Here is an 18,563-nt window from a genome sequence, read left to right as displayed (position 1 = left end):
TACGCTCGACCGGTGGGGCATCTGCTGGGGTACGCGCGCGTGTCCACCGCTGATCAGGACGCGGCGTTGCAGATCGACGCCCTGAATCGGGCGGGGTGCTACCGGGTGTTCGTCGACACGATCTCCGGATCGCTGCAGCAGCGCCCCGAGCTGGACAAGCTGCTCGACCAGCTGCGTCCAGGGGACACCCTGGTGGTGTGGCGCCTGGATCGGCTGGGCCGGTCGATCCGGCACCTGATCGACCAGCTGCAGGTCCTATCCGACCGCGGCGTGGGGTTCCGGTCCCTGCAGGAGACGATCGACACGACCTCCCCAGGAGGACGGTTGGTCTTCCACGTCTTCGCCGCCCTGGCCGAGTTCGAGCGCGACCTGATCCGGGAGCGGACCAACGCCGGCCTGGAGGCCGCCCGCGCACGGGGCCGCACCGGTGGGCGCCCCTCGGCGCTGTCCGGCGACCAGGTCCGGGCGGCCCGGCGGATGTATGAGCAGAAGGACATGACGGTCGCCCAGATCGGTGAGGTGCTCGGGGTTTCCCGCACCACGATCTACCGGGCACTGAACCGCCCACCCGCTGCGCCGGCCTCGCCGCGACGAGCCACGAGCGCCGTGTAGCAACGTGGATGCGGGCGGGCGGTGGCAGATCCTGCGGCTGCATGTCGAGGACCAGGTCCCGCTCGCCGCGCTGGCCCGGCATCACGGCCTGGGTGTGCGCACGCTGGAACGCTGGCACGCCCGCTACCGCGCAGGCGGCCTGGCCGCCCTGGACCGGACACCGCGGGCGGACGTCGGCGGGCACCGTCTGCCGGCGGAACTCGTCACGCTGATCGAAGGGCTGGGCCTGACCCGGCCCCGCCCACCAATCGCCGCGATCCACCGGACGGTGGTGAAGGTCTGCGCCGGCGCCGACTGGCCGGTCCCGTCCTACGGCGTCGTCCGCTCGATCATCACCGCCCTGGACCCCGGCATGGTCACCCTCGCCCTTGAGGGACCAGGCTCCTACCGGGACAAGTACGAGCTCGCGGTGCGCCGGGCGGCGGACCGGCCCAACGCGATGTGGCAGGCCGACCACACCCTGCTGGACATCGTGCTCGTCGGCACGGATGGCAAGCCGGCCCGGCCGTGGCTGACCGTCGTCATGGACGACTGCTCGCGCGCGATCTGCGGGTACATGGTCTTCTTCGGCGCGCCGGCCACGATGAACACCGCCTTGGCGTTACGGCAGGCGATCTGGCACAAGAGCGACCCACGGTGGCCGATGTGCGGGATCCCCGAGGTGCTCTACGTCGACCATGGGTCGGACTTCACCAGCGACCACCTGGCCCGCACCACCGTCGACCTGCACATCCGCCTAATCCACTCCGCCGTCGCCCGACCACAGGGGCGGGGCAAGGTCGAGCGGTTCTTTGGAACCGTCAACACCGAGTTGCTCACCACCCTGCCCGGACACCTCCACCACGGTGCCGGGCGCTGGCCGGCGCCGGCCCTGTCCTTGGCCGACCTGGACGGCGTGGTCGGGGCGTTCGTCCTGGACTACAACGACCGCACCCACAGCGAGCTCGGCATCTCGCCGCGGGCGGCGTGGATCGCCGACGGGTGGCTGCCACGCACCCCCGACAGCCTCCAGGCTCTGGACGGGCTGCTGCTCAGCGTGGCCCGATCCAGAACGGTGCGCCGCGACGGCGTCCACTTCCAGGGCCTGCGCTACGTCTCCCCGACCCTCGCCGGCTTCGTCGGGCGCCCCGTGGTCATCCGCTACGACCCCAGAGACATCACCGAGATCCGCGTCTTCGACCACGACCAGTTCCTGTGCGCCGCCGTCGACCAGGACCACCACGGGCGCCAGATCAGCCTCAAGGAAGTCCAGGCCGCCCGCAACGCCCGCCGCCGCGCGCTGCGCCGAGGCATCAACGAGCGGATCGCCATGGTCGGCGCCCACACAACCGACCCCCGTGCCAGGCCACTGCCGCCACGGACCCCAGCCTCGGGCCCGGTGAAGCTCAAGGTCTACAAGGAGGACCTACGGTGAGCGAACGCTTCATCGTGACCAAGGAGCACCGCCGCTTCACCGAGTTCGCCGACTCCGTCCGGCGAGGGCGCACCATCGGGCTGTGCTTCGGACCGGCCGGGGTCGGCAAGACGGTCTCCGCCCGCCGCTACGCCCACTGGGACCAAGCCCACGAGTTGGTCACCGCCTGGGGCCCACGCAGCGACGACGACGCCAAGGTCTACGCCGCCCTGGCCAAGAACCGCACCGCCCTCTACACCCCCGGGGTCCTGACCACCCCGCGGCTGCTACGCGAGGACCTGGACCGGATCATCACGCGCACCAGCATCTGCATCCAGCAGCACCTTGAAGCCCCGGGCCGCGCCCCTGTGGACCGGGGCGGCGCCCGGCGCACCACCAACTACGTCCAGCTCGTCATCGTCGACGAGTCCGAACGTCTCAGCCCCACCGCGCTCGAGCTCCTACGGGACCGCTACGACCGCGACCAGATCGCCCTGATCCTCATCGGCATGCCGGGCCTGGAGAAGCAGTTCAGCCACTACCCCCAGTTCTACAGCCGCGTCGGGTTCGCCCACCAGTACCGCCCCCTGAGCAACGACGAGCTCCTCTTCGTCCTGCAACGCCACTGGCGCACCCTCAGCAAGACTCTCAACCCCGACGACTTCACCGACGCCCAGGCCATCGCCGCGATCAGCCGCATCACCCGCGGCAACTTCCGCCTCCTGGAACGACTCTTCCCCCAGATCGAACGCGTACTGAGAATCAACGAGCTGCAGACCATCACCAACGACGTCGTCGAAGCCGCCGCGAGCACCCTCGTCATCGGGGTCGAGTGAGCCCGCCAGGAATCGGCTGCCGCAGGCCGCCACCTACCGGCGAAGGTCACACACCAAGCCGTGCTCGCGGGCGCGTCCCGTACAACCCGCCCGCGAAAATGCCCGGTCATCGGGGGCTAACCGGTGACACTGGGCGAATGGCTGCCTTAAGCATCGGATACGCCCGGGTCTCGACTGCCGACCAAGACCTCACCGCGCAGCGTCAGGCTCTCACCGCTCTGGGGGTGGACCCGAACCGCATCTACGTCGACCACGGGCTCACTGGCACCAACCGCGCCCGACCCGGGCTGCGCGAGGCGCTAGCTGCCTGCCGCGCCGGCGACACCTTCGTGGTCACCAAGCTTGACCGGCTCGCCCGTTCCGTCCCCGACGCCCGCGACATCGTCGACGAGCTCACCTCGCGCAGCGTCAAGCTCAACCTCGGCGGCTCCCTGCACGACCCCACCGACCCCGTCGGACGGCTCCTGTTCAACGTGCTGGCCATGGTCGCCGAATTCGAAGCCGACCTCGCCCGCGCCCGGACCCGAGAAGGCATGGCCGTCGCCAAGGCCAAAGGCCGCCTGCGCGGCAAGCAGCCCAAACTCACCCCCAACCAGGAGAAGCACCTGGTCACGCTGTGGCGCGACGGCACCCACACCAGCACCGACCTCGCTGAGCTCTTCAGCGTCGGCCGCTCCACCGTCTACCGCGCCATCCAACGCGCAGGAACCGCCTGAGCCAGCAGGGCGGCGAGTAGGCGAGGATCAAAGCGCCAGACCGCAACACCACGGACCGAGACGACGTCCTCCAAAGGAGTGCTTGATAACTCACACCCTGACGCTAAAGGCAGGGGCGAGGCGTAAACCAAAGCATACGAATGCTACAAAGATGCTGAGTGCGGCTACTGTGCCAGCGGAGGTGTCCAAAACGTTCGAGATGATGGAGTCCGGGGTGGCCAGATCGTAGAAGCATGCGAGAGAGACGATCAAGGTCAGAAACCATGCGCCTTCGCCGACGAAGAATCGGCTCACTAAACCAATCGCCGCGAAGGCCCACCACAGAGCTATGACGTGCTCACTGGGCCAAGATGCTACGAAAATCCGATAGAGGCCGAGGGAGGCGAGGGCGGCGGTAGCAGCACAGAGAGATTGCAGCCCACCGACCCTGACTGGGTTGAACCAGTTCCATCCCTCAAGATGTGACTCCACGCACAGGCCTACGGTGAGGGCCGCCGGCAGGCACCAGGCCACTACGGTGGGCAACGGAACCTTGCTCAACGGCAGGTCAATCTCTGGGCCTGCAAGTCCCAATACGACGATCTGTAGTGCGATCGAAGCCAACACTAATGACAGCTTTTGCGCCTTGAGCGCGATCATGGGTTCGGCATGTCCAGCTTGAATGGGAGCGACGGCATAGCGGAGCAGGACTGTAGTTGGGCCTGCGTGCGTCGTGCCCACGATGCCTGCTGTTCCTTGGTCGTCATGTTCATCCAAGCCTGCAGGCTGGGGTCGCCAGTGCGGTAGCCAGGTTCGACCTGCGACATCAGCCACTCGGCCAAGATACTTCTGACGATCTGCCAAGCGCCGTTGCCGAGCATCCCGCAGTCTGATGGCCCAGCAATGGACGACACCACGTCAGTGGGGTCGGGGGGATCGAAGTTGACGTTGAGCGTGCTGACTTGAAGCACGCCGACACTGTGGCTCCCGCCATTTGGAGGAAACTGCTGGTACCGAGAAGGAACCGATAGTCCTAGTCCGTCGAGGCGTCGCGCGGCGCGGTTGATAGCGACAGCCCACTGCCCGGTTTGGCGGGTATTTCCGAGCACGAAACAGACTTGGATGGGGTCACCCTCACAGGAGTATTGCAGAGGCTCACGCGGGACCCAGATGGTGCGCTGCGCGGCTTCGGTGAGCGACAAACCACCGACCACAAGAAGTGCGACGGATCCCGTCGCGACGAGAAGCAGGCGGCTCCTCTGCTTTGTACCGCTGACGATCCAGAGCAAGCCCAAGTTCACCAGGATGAGCATCCCGAAGTGCATGGAGAGGACGCGCGTATCGGGTTCCCACTGGGCTACAGAGCCAGTGACGGCGTACGGGCCGAGGAAGGAAAGGTGTGTGTCCCGGGTGACGGCTATAAGCAAACCGTATGACACGGCAGCCGCGCCCAGACTGGCTGGAACAGGGCGCAAGAAGGTGCCGAGCGCTACTCCTAGGACCGCGTTGAAGCAGTACAGCGGCAGAGCGCGACAGACGGCGACGACATTGACGGTGTCGGTTGGAGAGTAGGAGGCGGTAACAACCAGCATCGTTGTCGAAACGATGAGCCACACAAACAGCCCGACCGCAGCAGGCGCCAGGGCTGGTGCTAGCACGGCTTGTGTTCGTCGCGTTGCCGTCGGCAGTACCAAAGCCTCGTTCAGCCCTCGGAACTGAGCACATGCGAATGCGCATCCAGCAGCGACGGCCGGTCCGAGGAGGACCAGAATCGACTCGGTCATCCCGAGGGTGCGGCCCCACTCCCCACGCCACTGAGCGGATCGATTCAAGGCAACCGTTGCGCAGGTGATGACAGCGGCTAGGGCAGTGACCCACGCAACGCGGGAACGAAGCGCGGCCCTCACGTCGCTACCCTTCGCTGCTGCATGATGGCTTCGAGAAACAAGCGCTCTAGCGAAGCCGCATCCCGGCCGCGTTGTGAGGGCTCTTCGTGACAGACCCGGCCGTCGTACAGGAAGACGACATGATCTGCCAACACTGCTACATCCTCGATGATGTGACTGCTTACCAGGATGTTGCAGTTCACGCTCAGGCCGCTGAGCAGGCTTCTGATCGAGGCTCGCTGCTCGGGATCAAGCCCTGTGGTCGGTTCGTCTAGTAGCACCCAATTCGGCTCGCCCATTAGCGCTTGGGCGATCAAGAGCCGTCTGCGCATCCCACCAGACAAATGCGCGATCCGGTCGTTTGCGCGGCTCTCCAGGTCGACGGACCGGAGCGCCTCTTTGGCTTGAGTCGCTCGAGACCTCTTGGGGACCTTCCGCAGCCATCCGAGGTATGTCAAGAACTCGGAGCAGGTGAAGTGCGCCGGAAGGTCGGCCTCTTGGGGGCAGTAGCCCAGACGCCCCAGCCTGCTGAAGGGGTCAGTGCCATCGATCGCCACCGAGCCCTTGGTCGGGGCGATTTGGCCCACGGCTAGTTTCATGAGCGTGGACTTGCCGGCTCCGTTCACGCCGACGAGGCCGACCACCGCGGCCTCGAGACGCAGAGAGACGTCACTCAGCGCCTCGGTTGACCCGAAGCGCTGAGTGACGTGATCGAAAACGAGCAAGGTCCGACCTAGTACGTGAAGGACGGAACGGCCTGCGAGCTACAGGAGTCCGGGCGGTAGGAGATGTCCAGGCAGGTCTGGATCGTTGCTCGGACCTTGCTGGCAGTCGACACCAGCGGGAAGCGCAGCACCTGCCACTGGAACGCTGTGGACGAAGTACGGCCCGTCTCCTTGGCCGGATCGATGTCCGTTCCACCGCCGTCCAGGTACCACGTGGGCCAGGCCTCGTCGTAGTTGTAGGTTCCGGTGGTCACCGCCCGGTGCCAGTTCCCCACGTAGAGCGTCGTCTGGTTCTCATTCTGGATGTTGCCGTAGGCCTGGCCAGTGTACTGGTCTCCGATCTTGCCCCAGTCGACCTTGCTTGTGTAACTGGCATACGCCGCGTTTGCCCCCATCGTGAGGGCTCCTGCGGCGACGAGGGCGACCACACTCGTCCGTGTGGCTCGCCGGTTCAGAATCGACATGAAGTGCTCCTGCCTTCTCCCCTAGTGGACCGTCATTGGTCCGAGCCGGAACATAACAGCCAATCAGGCTGCGGGGCTCAATACAGGACTCCATGTCAGGAGGAGCCGAGGAGCGTCACCACGCTCGAATCTGGCTCTTCCGACCTGAGTGTGGGTTGAGCATGGCGGCCCGGTGGGGGTTGGGGTAGGGGTCGAGGTCCCTGGCAGGATCGGAGGACTCTTACCTCGTCCGATCGCCGAAGGACCTCGACTGTGCCTGACTCTACTTCGCTGTGCTCTGGTGTTGGTTCGTGCTCGTCGTGCGATACGTGGTTGGGCCTGCCCGGGATGCGGGTGCTCGACGTCGTCGACGGGCAGGCTCAGGGTCGGTTGGTGGTGCGGGTCGAGTCGCTGCCGGATGTGGCGGGGTGCCCGGTGTGCGGGGTGGTCGCGCACGCCCACGACCGTCACGACGTGACCCTGGTCGACGTCCCCTCGTTCGGTCGGCCGGTGCGGCTGGTGTGGGTCAAGCGCCGGTACCTCTGCCCCGAACCAGCCTGCGGGGCAGGCACTTTCAGTGAGCAGAACGACGCCGTTGCGGGGCCGCGCGCGCTGCTGAGCACCCGGGCCGTCGAGTGGGCGGTGACGCAGATGCGGCGCGAGCACGCCACGGTCGCCGGCCTGGCGCGCCAGCTCGGCGTTGACTGGAACACCGTGTGGCGAGCCGTCAAGGCGCGCCTGGCCGCCCTCGACGCGGACCCGTCCCGGTTCGACGGGGTGACCATGCTCGGTGTCGACGAGCATGTGTGGCACCACGTGGACCAGCGGGTGCGGGGTCCGAAGATGCTGACCGGGATGGTCGACCTGACCCGCGACGAGCACGGCATCGTGCACGCCCGCCTCCTCGACCTCGTCCCGGGCCGGTCCGGGACGGTGTACGGCGACTGGCTCACCCGGCGCGGCACGAGATTCCGTGCGGGCGTGAAGGTCGCGACGCTGGACCCCTTTCACGGGTACAAGAACGCGATCAGCGAGCACCTGACCGACGCCGTCGCCGTGGTCGACGCGTTCCACGTCGTCAAGCTCGCCACCGCGTGTGTGGACGACGTGCGGCGCCGCGTCCAGCAAGACACCCTCGGGCACCGCGGCCGCACCGGCGACCCGTTGTACGGGATCCGCACGATCCTGCGCGCCGGGGTCGAGAACCTCACCGACAAGCAGCACGCCCGCCTGACGGCGGCGTTCGCCGCCAACGACGCCCACATCGAGGTGCAGATCGCGTGGCAGGTCGCCCAAGACGTCCGCGCCCTGTTCCACGCCCCGACCCCCGCGGCAGGCCGCGCCCGCGCTGAGCGAATTCTGAAGATCCTGCCGACCTGCCCCATCCCCGAAGTCACACGCCTCGGCAAGACCTTGAAGCAGTGGGCCGAACCCCTCCTAGCATACTTCGACACCAACGGCGCCAGCAACGGCGGCACCGAAGGCATCAACGGCCTCATCGAGCTCCACCGCCGCATCGCCCGAGGCTTCCGCAACCGCACCAACTACCGCCTACGCTGCCTGCTCATCGCCGGCGGACCGGCGTGGGCACCAACCGCGGCGCCGCGTTCTACTGGAAGCAGGGCTTCCACAAGTGGAACAACACGGGCGACACGGCCAGCCTCCACTCCCCCAAGAACGTCCGGCTGGACGTGTGCACCTACAAGAAGAACGTCGCCGGGTTCGTCAGCTGCTGACCTGCTCGAGGCGAGCCGTGATGCGTGGGCGCCCGCCCCACTGGTCACCCCCAGGCTGCCTGCACCTCAGGACCGAGAGGTCAGCCCGGCGAGGGGGCACAAAGTTCGCGCGACACGCCGTCGTCCGCGTCATCTGCGCCCCCTCGGTGCGCACGCGAGCCACGTCGGAGCGCACGACCCGCCCGGACGACCCGCACGCGCCTGGCTAGGGCTTCCACGTGCCTCGCGCCACGTCCGGGACGAAGTCGTCGAGGTCGACAGGGAAGGTGACGGTCCTGCCGGTCTGCGCGGACAGGTAGGCCGCCATCAGCAGCTCCACCACCGCCACCCCGTTGGCGAGGGTCTCGACGGGTTGCTCGCCGCGCAGGAAGCACGTCGCCAGACGCGTGTTCTCGTCGGTGTAGCCGTAGGCCAGCGCCTCGTCCGACACGAGCGGCATCAGCCCCTGCTCGGCGTTCTGCTTCTCGACGAGGTCCTCGCCCTCGCTCTGGGTCAGCGCGCGGGAGAAGAAGACCTTGGCCTCGGTGTCGAGGGTGTCGGCGGACATGGAGTACTCCGGCCCAAGCAGCTCGAAGCTCAGCCGCAGCCCCGCGCCGACGAAGCTCCAGGACGTGGTGCCCTCGGCGATGACGGTCTCGCCGTCGCCGTTCACGAACTCGAAGTTCGCCCGCGCGTAGTCCTCGGACGGGCGCGAGCGGTAGTCCGGTGCGCCGGGATAGGCCGACAGGAGCTCTTCCGCATAGCGGGGCCGGCTCCACTTCAGCGACTGGATCGACGCAGAGACGCTGACCGGCGTGAGCCAGGTGGAGGGGTCGACGCCGGGCGGGGTGAGCAGGTAGCGGCCCGCCTCGACGCTGTGGCACATCATGTCGTTGAGGACGCCGCCGCCCTGCTTGACCCCGTCCCAGAACCACGCCTTGTGCGGGCCGGAGTGCTCCTCGGCGCAGCGCGCGAGATAGGGGTTGCCGGCGGCGGCCGCGCCGCGCTTCCACAGCAGGTCGTGGGCGCGGGTGATGGATGGCGCATAGAGCTGGTTCTCGAGGTAGCCGTGAAGCAGGCCGGCCTCCTCGATCATCGCGAGCACCTGCTTGGCCTCGCCGAGGGTGCGGGCGAGTGGCTTCTCGATGGCGATGGCCCGCAGCGAGGACCGGCCGGCGCGCACCTCGTCGCAGATGGCGCGGACCACCTCGACGCGGGTGTCGTTGGGGGTGAGGACCCAGACGGCCTCGACGCGCTCGTCTCGCACCAGGGACGCGACGTCGTCGTATGCCGTGACCCCGGTCCCCACCCCGAGCGTCTCGGCCTCCTCGGCGAGGGCCTGCGCCGACGCCAGCGTCCGCGACCCGATGGCGACGATGTCGGCGTCGCGGACGCGGGTCCACGACCGCACGTGGAACTGGCCGATGAAGCCGGCGCCGATCAGGCCGACACCGAGGACCTTGCGTTGCATGGGAGTTCCCTTCTCAGCTGCGGAGGCGACGTTGCCGGCCGTAGACGGCCAGCAGGGCGATGAGGACGAGGCCGTTGACGACGGTGCGGCTGGCCGTCGACATGTTCATGGTGGTGAGGAGGCTGGTGAGGACGGTGAGGACGATGGCGCCGACGGCGCTGCCGGCATAGCTGCCCACGCCGCCGGAGATGAGGGTGCCGCCGATGATGACGGCGGCGATCGACGGCAGCGCGAGCCCGTCGGCGAGGTTGAGGAACACGGTCTCGGTGTAGCCCACCATCAGGATCCCGCCGAGCGCCGCGAAGACGGACGACAGGACGTAGGCCAGGATCACCGTGCGGTTGACCCGGATCCCGGAGAGCCGCGCGGCCAGGCGGTTGGCGCCGACGGCATACAGGCTCAGTCCATAGGTGCTGCGCCGCAGGATCAGGGTGACCAGCAGCCCCAGCGCGAGCCACAGCAGCAGGACACCGGGTATGCCGAGCAGCAGCTCGCCGTTGACGGCGCCGACCAGTGCCGGAGCCGCCCGGCCGTCGGCGGCCCCCTTGGTGTAGGCGAGGACGATGCCCTGGACGACCCCGAGCATGCCGAGCGTCATCACGAACGGCGGGATGCGCAGGTAGACGACGCCGATGCCGTTGACCAGCCCGATCGCGGCGGCGACGACGACCGCGAGGAGGACGCCCCACAGGATCCCCCCGTCGTCACCCTGCATCTGCCGCGAGGCGATGATGGCAGCGAGGGTGGCGACCTTGCCGACGCTGAGGTCGATGCCCTCGCCGCCGCTGAGGATGACCAGCGTCTGCCCGATCGCGATGACGCCGAGGAAGGACGCCACGCGCAGCATCGACACGACCTGGCCGTAGGACCCGAACCCCGGCGAGACGATCTCCCCCACGACGACCAGCGCGACGGCGAGCAGGAACGCGACGACCACGGGGTTGGTGAGGACCCGCCGGGCGGGGGCGGTGCGGCTCTCGGTGGCGAGCGTGCTCATGCTGCCTCCTGCCCGCGGGCGCTCAGGGCGGACAGGGCCAGGGCACCGATGACGACGAGTCCTTGGGCGAGCTGGCGATAGGTCGTCGGTATGCTGAGGAAGAACAGGATGCTGCTGACCAGGGAGAGCACGACGGCGCCGGCGATCGCGCCGATCGCCCCGCCCTCGCCCCCGCGGAGCGCGACGCCGCCGATGACGACGGCGGCGACGGAGTTGAGCGCGAAGTCCCCACCGACATAGGGGTCTCCGGAGCCGCTGTTGGCCAGGACGGCGACGGCGGCGAGCCCGGCGAAGGTGCCGGCGAAGGCATAGGTGGAGATCTGGGTGCGGGTGACCGGGACGAGCGAGGCGTAGGACGCCTGGACGTCCCCGCCGATGGCATAGACGTGGCGCATGAAACGGGTGCGGCGCAGCAGGAGCCAGGACAGGCCCAGCAGCAGCGTGAGCAGCAGGGTGACGGGGAGGCCGGCGACCGCCATACGGAAGGAGGTGGTGAGTGCCGCGGGCACGGTGCCGCCGGGCTTGGGGAGCACCCACAGGGTCGCGCCGGTGAAGGTCGAGGCCGTCGCGAAGGTCGTGATGAGGGGTTGCAGCCGGACGACCGCGACGATGAGGCCGTTGACGAGGCCGCAGGCCAGACCCGTGGCGAGGGCGGCCAGGACCCCGAGGGGCAGCCGGCCGTCCTGACCGTCCATGACCAGCAGCCCGACGACGCTCGCCAGGCCGAGGGAGGCGCCGAGGGACAGGTCCAGCCCGCCGCCGATGATCACGACGGCCTGCCCGACGGCGAGCAGCACGAGGGGCAGGAAGCCGGAGAACGACGAGGCGATGGAGTACGCCGAGAAGAAGTCCGGCTGCAGCACGGCGCTCAGGCCGATGGCCACCGCGAGCAGGAGCCAGGTCGTGCTGCGCGAGACGCGCGCCAGCAGCAGCGCGGTCGCGGGGTTGGTGGACGGCACGACGGTGGGGGTGGTCACTCGGCCTCCTCGGCGGTGGTGGCGGGCACCCGCATGGACGAGCCGACGAGGCGTTCCTCGGTGAGGTCGGCGGCGGCGAGGGTCTCGACGACGGCCCCTTCGTAGAGGACGAGAACCCGGTCGCACAGGGCGACCAGCTCGCTGTCCTCGCTGGAGTTGATCACCACGACCGCCCCGTCGTCGGCGAGGGAGCGGATGATCCGATAGATCTCCTCCTTGGCGCCGATGTCGACGCCCTTGGTGGGGTCGTCGAGCAGCAGGACGGCGGGCTCGTTGAGGATCCACTTGGCGAGGACGACCTTCTGCGCGTTGCCGCCGGACAGCGTCGAGACGGGCTGGCCGAGGTTGCCGACGGCGATCCGCAGGCGCTCCACCATGTCTCGCGCGACCGACGACTCGACGGCCTGACGGGTGAGGCCCGCCGTGGCGCGCCGCCCGACGCTGGCGATCGAGATGTTGTCCTGGACGCTGCGCTTGGCGAACAGGCCCTGGGCGTTGCGGTCGCCGGGGACGAGCGCGATGCCGGCGCGGGCCGCGGTGACCGGGGAGGAGAGGTCGACCTCGCGACCGTCGACGCTCACCGTCCCCGAGGTGGCGGGCATGGCGCCGAAGAGCGTGAGCAGCAGCTCGGACTGACCCTGCCCCTGCAGGCCGCCGAGCCCCACGATCTCGCCGCGCTCGGCGGCCAGGGAGATCGCGTCGATGCCGGGGCTGGTGAGCTCGTGCATCTGGAGGCGCACGTCCCCGGTCGGCTCGTGCGCGCCCCGTCGGGTCACGTCGCCGACGTCGCCCACCATCAGGCGGATCATCTCGTCGGGCGTGGTGGTGCGGGCGTCGACGGTGGCGACGGTCGACCCCGAGCGCAGGATCGTCGCCCGGTCGCAGAAGTCGACGATCTCGTGCAGGCGGTGCGAGACGAAGATGATGCAGCACCCCGCCTGGCGGCGGTCCTCGACGAGCTCGCGCAGCAGCGCCACCTGGTCGCGGTGCAGCGACGCGGTGGCCTCGTCGAGGATGAGGATGCGCGGGTCGCGCAGCAGGGCCTTGCCGACCTCGACGAGCTGCTGCTGGGCGGGCGTCAGGCGGCGGACCGGGTCGTCGAGGCGGACCGGTGAGCCCATGACGGGCTGGAGGGTGTCGAGCATCTGACCCGCGCGCTCGCGGGCCTGGCGCCCGCGGACGAGACCGAGCCGCGTCGGCTCGAGGCCGAGCACGAGGTTGTCCGCCACCGACAGCTGCGGCACGAGGCTGAGCTGCTGATAGACGGCGCTGATGCCGAGGCGGTGGGCGGCCATCGGGGAGTCGATCGTGACGGGGGCCCCGTCGAGGTGGATCGTGGCGGAGTCGGGCCGCACCGACCCCGCCACGACCTTGTTGAGGGTGCTCTTGCCGGAACCGTTGGGGCCGAGCAGGCCGTGGACCTCGCCCGCCGTGACCTCGAGCGAGGCGCCCCGCAGCGCCCGGACGCCACCGAAGCTCTTGGTGGCGTCCCTGACGGCGAGCAGCGGGGTGGGCACGGGCGGGGCCTACTTGGCCAGGAGGCCGGCGACCTCGTCCTTGGTGAGGATCGAGTCCAGGACGTAGGTGTCGGGCTTGTCCTTGACCTTGTCCCACTCGGCGGTGAAGTTCTCCGGCGTGATGGCCGGCTCGAGGTCGAGGACGACGGAGTGCCCGTCGGTCAGCTTGGCCGGGTCGATCTTGCCGCCCTTGAGCTCGGCCATGGCGAGGTGCAGCGCCGTGGCGCCGGTCCCGGGCGGGTTGACGACACCGACGGACTTGAAGGCCTTGCCCTGCTGGCTCCACAGGCGCATGAAGCCGTTGCGGGCCTCGCCGGTGGTGACGATGGAGCTCTGCTTCTTGGCGGCGACGAGCGCCTTGAGGACTCCTTGCGCCATACCGTCCTGGGTCCACACGCCGTTGATGTCGGGATAGGTGGCCAGGAGGTTGGCCATGGCCTGCTGGCCCTTGGCCTGGTCCCAGCCGCCGTCGGCGGTGGTGAGCACCTGTATGCCGGCCGCGTCGAAGACCTTCTTGGCCGCGCCCCACCTGGCCTCGTTGGCCGGATGGCCGGAGATCCCGTTGACGGCGACGACCTTCTTGCCGGACCCGAGCTGCTGGGCGAGCCACGTGGCGCTGGTCTCGGCCCACTTGCCCTGGTCGATGCCGACGTTGGTCACGGACTTCTCGGTGACCGCCTGGTCGATGGCATAGACCTTGATGCCCGCGCTCGTGGCCTCCTTGAAGACGGCGTCGAGGGCGGAGCCGGAGTTGGGGTCGACGATGATCGCGTTGACCCGGGCCTTGATGAGGTTGCGGACCTGCTGGATCTGACCGTTGACGTCGGTGTCCTGGTTCTCCAGCACGAGCTGCTTGAGCTCGCCGGCGTCCTGGTAGGGCTTGGCGGCGTCCTGCATGTCCTGCACCATCTGGGTGCGGTACTCGCTGCCGACGAAGCCGTTGCTGATGCCGATCGTGAACGGCCCCTTGGCCGCTGAGGACCCGCTGCCGGAGCTGCTGCTCGTCGACGAGACGGTGCTGCACCCGGCGAGTCCGAGGCTCGCGACCGTGACGGTCGCGACGACAAGGTTCCTACGTCCCATTGGAGGCTCCTCGCTCTCACCCTTATTTGCACTATGCGAAAAAGGGTGTCTGCAGAGTAGACCCGGCGACGGGCCGGGCGCCAGAGGTGACGCAGATCTCGTCAGTCGAGCAGCTGGGACAGCGCGCCGTAGGTGTCGAGGGCGACGTGCGCGGCCCCGAGCAGGGCTCCGGCGTGGCCGGTGGACTCGGGGGCGATGCGGGGGACGGACAGGACGCGGCCGGTCAGCCGGCTCTCGAGCTCGCCGTGCAGGTGGTCGGCCAGCGGCGCGAACCACCCTGCCAGCACAATGACCTCGGGGTCGATGAGGGCGCACACGTTGACCAGGGCCGCGGCGAACTGGTCGAGCACGAGGGTGCTCAGGTCGCGGGCGGCGGGGTCGGTGCTGGTGAACAGCTGGGCAAAGATGTCGGACTCGGGCCGTATGGCGATCCCCGCATCAGCGGCCCGGCGCGCGAGGCCCACCGACCCGAGCTGCCGCTCCAGGTCGCCGTAGCCGACGTAGACGTTGGCGATGGCCGTGCTGTCGAGCAGCATGCGCCCGATCTGCCCCGAGCAGCCGGCGTTGCCGGGCCACAGCGCGCGGTCCACGACGATGCCGCTGCCGATCCCGTCGAACACCGCCAGGACGAACAGCGATGCGGCGTCGCGGTAGTCGCCGACGCGGCTCTCGGCGATGGCGATGAGGTTGGCGTCGTTGGCGACGGCGACGGGCAGCCCGAAGCGCTCGCGGAGCAGGTCGCCGAGCGGCAGGTCGTCCCACACCAGCGACGGCGAGAACCGCACGACACCGGCCGAGGTGACCGGGCCCGGGACGGAGACGCCGAGGGCGAGGCAGCGGGGGTTGTCGTGCTCACCTGCGTCGTATGCCGTGGCCTCCGTCAGCGCCTGCTCGATCACGTCGAGGGTGTGGGCCAGGCGCGCGTCACCCGTCATCTCCGCGGCGTCGGGCACCCAGGTGCGCTCCCGCAGGACCGTCCCGTCGAGCCCGACGAGCGCGACCTGCGTGTGGTGGTCCGCGATGTCGACGGCGAGGGTGGTGGCCGCCGCGGCGTTGAGCCGGACGTGTCGGGTCGGCCGGCCGCCGGTGACGGCGCCGTCCTCCGACTGCACCAGCAGGCCGCTGCCCAGCATCTCGGCCACCAGTCGCGACACCGTCGACACGCTCAGCGCGGTCGCCTGCGCGACGTCCGCACGCGCCATGGGCCCTCGTGCGCGCAGCAGCTCCAGGATGCGACCGCTGTTGGTGCGCGCGATGGTTCGCGTGGTCATCGCAGGTCACGGGGCCGGTAGGTCATCGCCCCACCCTAGGCCGCTGATGGGACCCGGATCATGGGCGGATGACTCGGAGGGCTTGAATCGGCGTCGGCAAGACACCGATGCCATCACGCGACCAGAACGGGATCAGTTGGATCACTGTTTGGGACGACGACTTTGGCCAGTCCCCACTCGTGTGCCGCCTGCAACAAGACCGGCTCGCCACGAAGGGACGCCAGCGCTCCCGACTCGATCTGGCGGATGCGCTCTCTCGTCACACCGAAAGAACGCCCGATCTCGTCCAGCGTCATGGGGTCGCGACCGCCCAGACCGTGCCGCAACGCCAGGACCCGCGCCTCCCGTGGGGTGAGGAACTCCCACATCTGGGCGATGAGTTCACCGTGACCCAGCGACGTCAGCAGGTCCTGCACGTGGTCTGCGGCGTCAGGACGCTCCAGAATGTTGGGTACGTCGTCAAAGCCCGGAACCGGCGCAAGGTGAGTACGAGCGTCAACAACTTGGCTGAGAGTGACCTCCTCACCGAGGCAGGTGGGTTGGTCGTAGCACTCGCGCCACGTGAGGTCGTGCGACCGCCGAAGCCGATTGACCCGCACGGCCACCTCATGAGCGTGCACGGGGACTCGGATAGTGCGGGACTGGTCGGCCATCGCCCGCGTAATGGCCTGCCGGATCCACCACGTCGCGTAGGTGGAGAACTTGTTGCCCTGGGTGTAATCGAACTTCTCCACGGCACGGATCAGACCGAGGTTGCCCTCCTGAATGAGGTCCAGGAAGAGCATGCCGCGACCGGTGTAGCGCTTGGCCAGCGACACCACCAGCCGCAGGTTGGCCTCGATCAGGTGGTTCTTGGCGAGCTTCCCGTCCTGGGCAACCCACTGCAGCTCGGACCTGAGGTCTACATCGATGGTGCCGCCAGACGACAGCAGGTTCGTCGCAAACAGGCCGGCCTCGATCCGCTTCGCCAGCTCGACCTCCTTCTGAGTGTTCAGGAGGGCGACCTTCCCGATCTGCTTGAAGTAGTCCTTGACCGGGTCGGCAGTGGCGCCGGCGGTCAGGACTTGGCGAGAGGGTGCATCGTCCTCCTCCTGAGCCCAAACCAGGACGTATTCGTCGTCCGCCGATGCCACCGGTAGCGGCGTTTGATGGATCACTGAAGGGGCCGTGACGATTGAGGTCGCTGCCACATCGGGCGCGGCGGTCGCTGCTGGCTGACGACGGTGCCGTCTGGGGTAGGCGTCCGTCAGGGAGGTCTCCGCGGTGCCCAGCTCTGGAAGATCCTGCCTCGAGGGGAGCCTGATGAAGACTTCGCCAGCGCCACGGCCAGCGATCCCCTGAAGGAAGCGCTTGAGGGGCCCAACCCCCTCCCGTTCGAGGTCGACGGTGACGACCTCGAGCGCCCATGGCAGCAATTCCTCGAACTCGGTGGCATCTGGCCCGCCTGACGTGGGGTCCTCAGTCGTGTGGCTGGCAAAGAGGACGATGAATGTCGCTGGGCGGCCATCGGGCTTGCGTCGCACCACGCGGCCGAGGCGCTGAATCATCTGCCGTCGACGTCTGCTGCGGGCCAGGACGATGCCGAGGTCCACGTCGGGGACGTCGACGCCCTCATCGAGGATGCGAGGCGCCGCCAGCGCCTGCAGATCGCCCCGACCGAGCGCCACGAGATGCTCCTCTCGTTCGTCCTCTTTGGTCTCGCCGTGGACGCTCTCTGCCTGGCAACCCTGCGACCGCAGGACAAGGGCAGCAGCGTCTGCTGAGGAACGAGTCTGAGTGAAGATCAAGGTCCCCCGGCGAGTGGCGACGTCATCCGCTATGGCGGCAAGGGCCCGGACCTTTGCTCGACACTCGGCGAGGACGGCACGGCGGTCGCTGAAGGCCCTGAGGAACTGCCTGGCGGTGATGGCCCCTGGGGCAGATTGGTCGATCAGCCGTTGAGCTGCCTGCAGCAAGCTGCCCATCTGCGTGCCATCGAGGCCATAGACGCTGACGAGGGTGCTTCGCGCCCTGGCCATGCGGTCTGATGCGTCCTCATAGCGCGTCCGCTCGTCACGGTCGAGATCCACGCCGGCGAAGGCGACACGGTACGGCGCAATGACCCCGTCGCGTAGAGCCTTTTCGTATCCCAGGGTGTAGACGACCCCCGCGAAGTACGCCTTCAGGATCGCGTCGCCGGCGTCCCCGCGCTCGACCGTGGCAGACAATCCCAGCCTCCAGGTGAATTGGGTACGCAGTGCCCGGGCCCAGGTCTCGGCGCCGTACCGATGGCATTCGTCAGCCACCATCAATGGCGTCTCGCCGGGGGCCAGGTCTAGGTGGACGGCGCTGTGCACCGTTGTGACCAGGACGTGCCAGTCGCTCTTGCGGGGATCGTCGCCGATGGCGTGATGCGGCAGCGCCTCCCGCAGCACGCGGATCCACTGGGCCCGGAGGACGATGGTCGGCACGATGACGACGGCGCGATTGCCCGACTCCAGCGCAGCAGCGATGGCGGTGATACCCACTCGCGTCTTACCAGCACCTGTTACCGCCTCCACAATGCCGACGTTTCCCCCGCCAGCCCACGCCTCAAGGGCCTCCTGCTGCCACGGAAAGAGGGGGAGCCCTGAGAGGTCGATGGGCAAGCCAGCCGGGGCCATGCTCCCAATCCCTCGTGCCTCTCCGGGTCGTGGTCCCGTGGACACCAGAGAGCGGCGTGCGAGCTCGAGCTGCTCGCGGATCTCCGTCAACCGTTGCTCCACGTCCGCGAGTTCGGTCGTGACCTCCGCCTCGGCAAGCAGGAGCGCCTGAAGCATCTCGTCGTGGACGTCAGCGTGCGCAACATTGCGCTGGCCCTCGGTGGTCATGCCTGGTTTTTACCCCATGGCACCGACATACCTAGGGGGGAAGGGGTGCTGATCCATGCGACTGGAGCATCAGCGCGTGTACGCACGGTTAGC

16 protein-coding genes and 1 pseudogene are annotated in these 18,563 nt (G+C 68.4%); 6 read left to right on the top strand and 11 right to left on the bottom strand.

The window, feature by feature from the left end; all coding sequences use genetic code 11:
• Positions 1 to 39 precede the first annotated feature (39 nt).
• The 4 genes from ADJ73_RS04805 (at position 40) to ADJ73_RS04790 (ending at position 3,557) form a co-directional block, all read left to right on the top strand.
• A complete protein-coding gene (locus tag ADJ73_RS04805) occupies positions 40 to 612 on the top strand; it encodes a recombinase family protein (RefSeq protein WP_441293938.1) in 573 nt (190 codons plus the stop codon).
• Positions 613 to 616: 4 nt separating this feature from the next.
• The gene (locus tag ADJ73_RS04800; RefSeq protein WP_013882286.1) at positions 617 to 2,026 is read left to right on the top strand and encodes a Mu transposase C-terminal domain-containing protein; all 1,410 of its coding nucleotides are present in this window, start codon (positions 617 to 619) and stop codon (positions 2,024 to 2,026) included.
• Positions 2,023 to 2,841: an AAA family ATPase gene (locus ADJ73_RS04795; RefSeq protein ID WP_013882285.1), complete on the top strand. Its 819-nt coding sequence runs from the start codon at positions 2,023 to 2,025 to the stop codon at positions 2,839 to 2,841. Before ADJ73_RS04800 ends, ADJ73_RS04795 begins: the two co-directional genes overlap by 4 nt.
• A gap of 137 nt (positions 2,842 to 2,978) precedes the next feature.
• Positions 2,979 to 3,557 (top strand): recombinase family protein, encoded by a 579-nt coding sequence (locus tag ADJ73_RS04790; protein ID WP_050347330.1) that lies wholly within the window; start codon positions 2,979 to 2,981, stop codon positions 3,555 to 3,557.
• Positions 3,558 to 3,647: 90 nt separating this feature from the next.
• Here the strand turns inward: ADJ73_RS04790 and ADJ73_RS16880 are convergent, their stop codons facing one another.
• The 4 genes from ADJ73_RS16880 to ADJ73_RS04775 form a co-directional block, all read right to left on the bottom strand.
• Positions 3,648 to 4,196 (bottom strand): hypothetical protein, encoded by a 549-nt coding sequence (locus tag ADJ73_RS16880; RefSeq protein ID WP_156188119.1) that lies wholly within the window; start codon positions 4,194 to 4,196, stop codon positions 3,648 to 3,650.
• Positions 4,193 to 5,320, bottom strand: coding sequence for a hypothetical protein (locus tag ADJ73_RS04785; protein WP_156188118.1), 1,128 nt, complete (start codon positions 5,318 to 5,320; stop codon positions 4,193 to 4,195). The genes ADJ73_RS16880 and ADJ73_RS04785 overlap by 4 nt, the downstream gene beginning before the upstream one ends.
• 119 nt (positions 5,321 to 5,439) lie before the next feature.
• Complete coding sequence (locus tag ADJ73_RS04780; RefSeq protein WP_050347328.1) at positions 5,440 to 6,147, bottom strand: ABC transporter ATP-binding protein; 708 nt, start codon at positions 6,145 to 6,147, stop codon at positions 5,440 to 5,442.
• Between the two features lie 8 nt (positions 6,148 to 6,155).
• Complete coding sequence (locus ADJ73_RS04775; RefSeq protein ID WP_050347327.1) at positions 6,156 to 6,611, bottom strand: hypothetical protein; 456 nt, start codon at positions 6,609 to 6,611, stop codon at positions 6,156 to 6,158.
• A 252-nt stretch (positions 6,612 to 6,863) separates the two neighbouring features.
• Between ADJ73_RS04775 and ADJ73_RS16490 the strand changes: the two are divergent.
• Both ADJ73_RS16490 and ADJ73_RS16875 read left to right on the top strand, forming a co-directional pair.
• Positions 6,864 to 8,168 (top strand): annotated as a pseudogene (locus ADJ73_RS16490) (ISL3 family transposase); the annotation flags it as partial.
• A gap of 5 nt (positions 8,169 to 8,173) precedes the next feature.
• Positions 8,174 to 8,326: a hypothetical protein gene (locus tag ADJ73_RS16875; protein WP_019284501.1), complete on the top strand. Its 153-nt coding sequence runs from the start codon at positions 8,174 to 8,176 to the stop codon at positions 8,324 to 8,326.
• 205 nt (positions 8,327 to 8,531) lie between these two features.
• Here the strand turns inward: ADJ73_RS16875 and ADJ73_RS04765 are convergent, their stop codons facing one another.
• From ADJ73_RS04765 to ADJ73_RS04735, 7 genes are all read right to left on the bottom strand, one after another.
• Entirely contained in the window at positions 8,532 to 9,776 is a 1,245-nt protein-coding gene (locus ADJ73_RS04765; protein ID WP_019284500.1) for a Gfo/Idh/MocA family protein, read from the bottom strand.
• A gap of 13 nt (positions 9,777 to 9,789) precedes the next feature.
• Positions 9,790 to 10,773 carry an ABC transporter permease gene (locus ADJ73_RS04760; protein WP_050347325.1) on the bottom strand — a complete coding sequence of 328 codons (984 nt, stop codon included), beginning with the start codon at positions 10,771 to 10,773 and terminating at the stop codon, positions 9,790 to 9,792.
• A complete protein-coding gene (locus ADJ73_RS04755; protein ID WP_216593673.1) occupies positions 10,770 to 11,750 on the bottom strand; it encodes an ABC transporter permease in 981 nt (326 codons plus the stop codon). Before ADJ73_RS04755 ends, ADJ73_RS04760 begins: the two co-directional genes overlap by 4 nt.
• The gene (locus ADJ73_RS04750; protein ID WP_050347324.1) at positions 11,747 to 13,267 is read right to left on the bottom strand and encodes a sugar ABC transporter ATP-binding protein; all 1,521 of its coding nucleotides are present in this window, start codon (positions 13,265 to 13,267) and stop codon (positions 11,747 to 11,749) included. The genes ADJ73_RS04755 and ADJ73_RS04750 overlap by 4 nt, the downstream gene beginning before the upstream one ends.
• 9 nt (positions 13,268 to 13,276) lie before the next feature.
• The gene (locus ADJ73_RS04745) at positions 13,277 to 14,350 is read right to left on the bottom strand and encodes a substrate-binding domain-containing protein (protein ID WP_050347323.1); all 1,074 of its coding nucleotides are present in this window, start codon (positions 14,348 to 14,350) and stop codon (positions 13,277 to 13,279) included.
• Positions 14,351 to 14,451: 101 nt separating this feature from the next.
• Entirely contained in the window at positions 14,452 to 15,621 is a 1,170-nt protein-coding gene (locus ADJ73_RS04740; RefSeq protein WP_050347322.1) for an ROK family transcriptional regulator, read from the bottom strand.
• A gap of 113 nt (positions 15,622 to 15,734) precedes the next feature.
• Positions 15,735 to 18,470: a sigma-70 family RNA polymerase sigma factor gene (locus tag ADJ73_RS04735; RefSeq protein ID WP_050347321.1), complete on the bottom strand. Its 2,736-nt coding sequence runs from the start codon at positions 18,468 to 18,470 to the stop codon at positions 15,735 to 15,737.
• Positions 18,471 to 18,563: the final 93 nt, after the last annotated feature.

The sequence above is a fragment of the Arsenicicoccus sp. oral taxon 190 genome, from assembly GCF_001189535.1.
GTDB lineage: Bacteria > Actinomycetota > Actinomycetes > Actinomycetales > Dermatophilaceae > Arsenicicoccus.
The sequence above is the reverse complement of the archived record's forward strand: the minus strand, read 5'-3'. Positions and strand labels throughout refer to the sequence as shown.

Excerpts from the sequence above, each read along its gene's own strand:
- ADJ73_RS04760 (WP_050347325.1), bottom strand. The coding sequence starts at position 10,773 with ATGAGCACGCTCGCCACCGAGAGCCGCACCGCCCCCGCCCGGCGGGTC.
- ADJ73_RS04775 (WP_050347327.1), bottom strand. The coding sequence starts at position 6,611 with ATGTCGATTCTGAACCGGCGAGCCACACGGACGAGTGTGGTCGCCCTC.
- ADJ73_RS04785 (WP_156188118.1), bottom strand. The coding sequence starts at position 5,320 with ATGACCGAGTCGATTCTGGTCCTCCTCGGACCGGCCGTCGCTGCTGGA.
- ADJ73_RS04790 (WP_050347330.1), top strand. The coding sequence starts at position 2,979 with ATGGCTGCCTTAAGCATCGGATACGCCCGGGTCTCGACTGCCGACCAA.
- ADJ73_RS04745 (WP_050347323.1), bottom strand. The coding sequence starts at position 14,350 with ATGGGACGTAGGAACCTTGTCGTCGCGACCGTCACGGTCGCGAGCCTC.
- ADJ73_RS04740 (WP_050347322.1), bottom strand. The coding sequence starts at position 15,621 with ATGACCACGCGAACCATCGCGCGCACCAACAGCGGTCGCATCCTGGAG.
- ADJ73_RS04765 (WP_019284500.1), bottom strand. The coding sequence starts at position 9,776 with ATGCAACGCAAGGTCCTCGGTGTCGGCCTGATCGGCGCCGGCTTCATC.
- ADJ73_RS04735 (WP_050347321.1), bottom strand. The coding sequence starts at position 18,470 with ATGACCACCGAGGGCCAGCGCAATGTTGCGCACGCTGACGTCCACGAC.
- ADJ73_RS16880 (WP_156188119.1), bottom strand. The coding sequence starts at position 4,196 with ATGATCGCGCTCAAGGCGCAAAAGCTGTCATTAGTGTTGGCTTCGATC.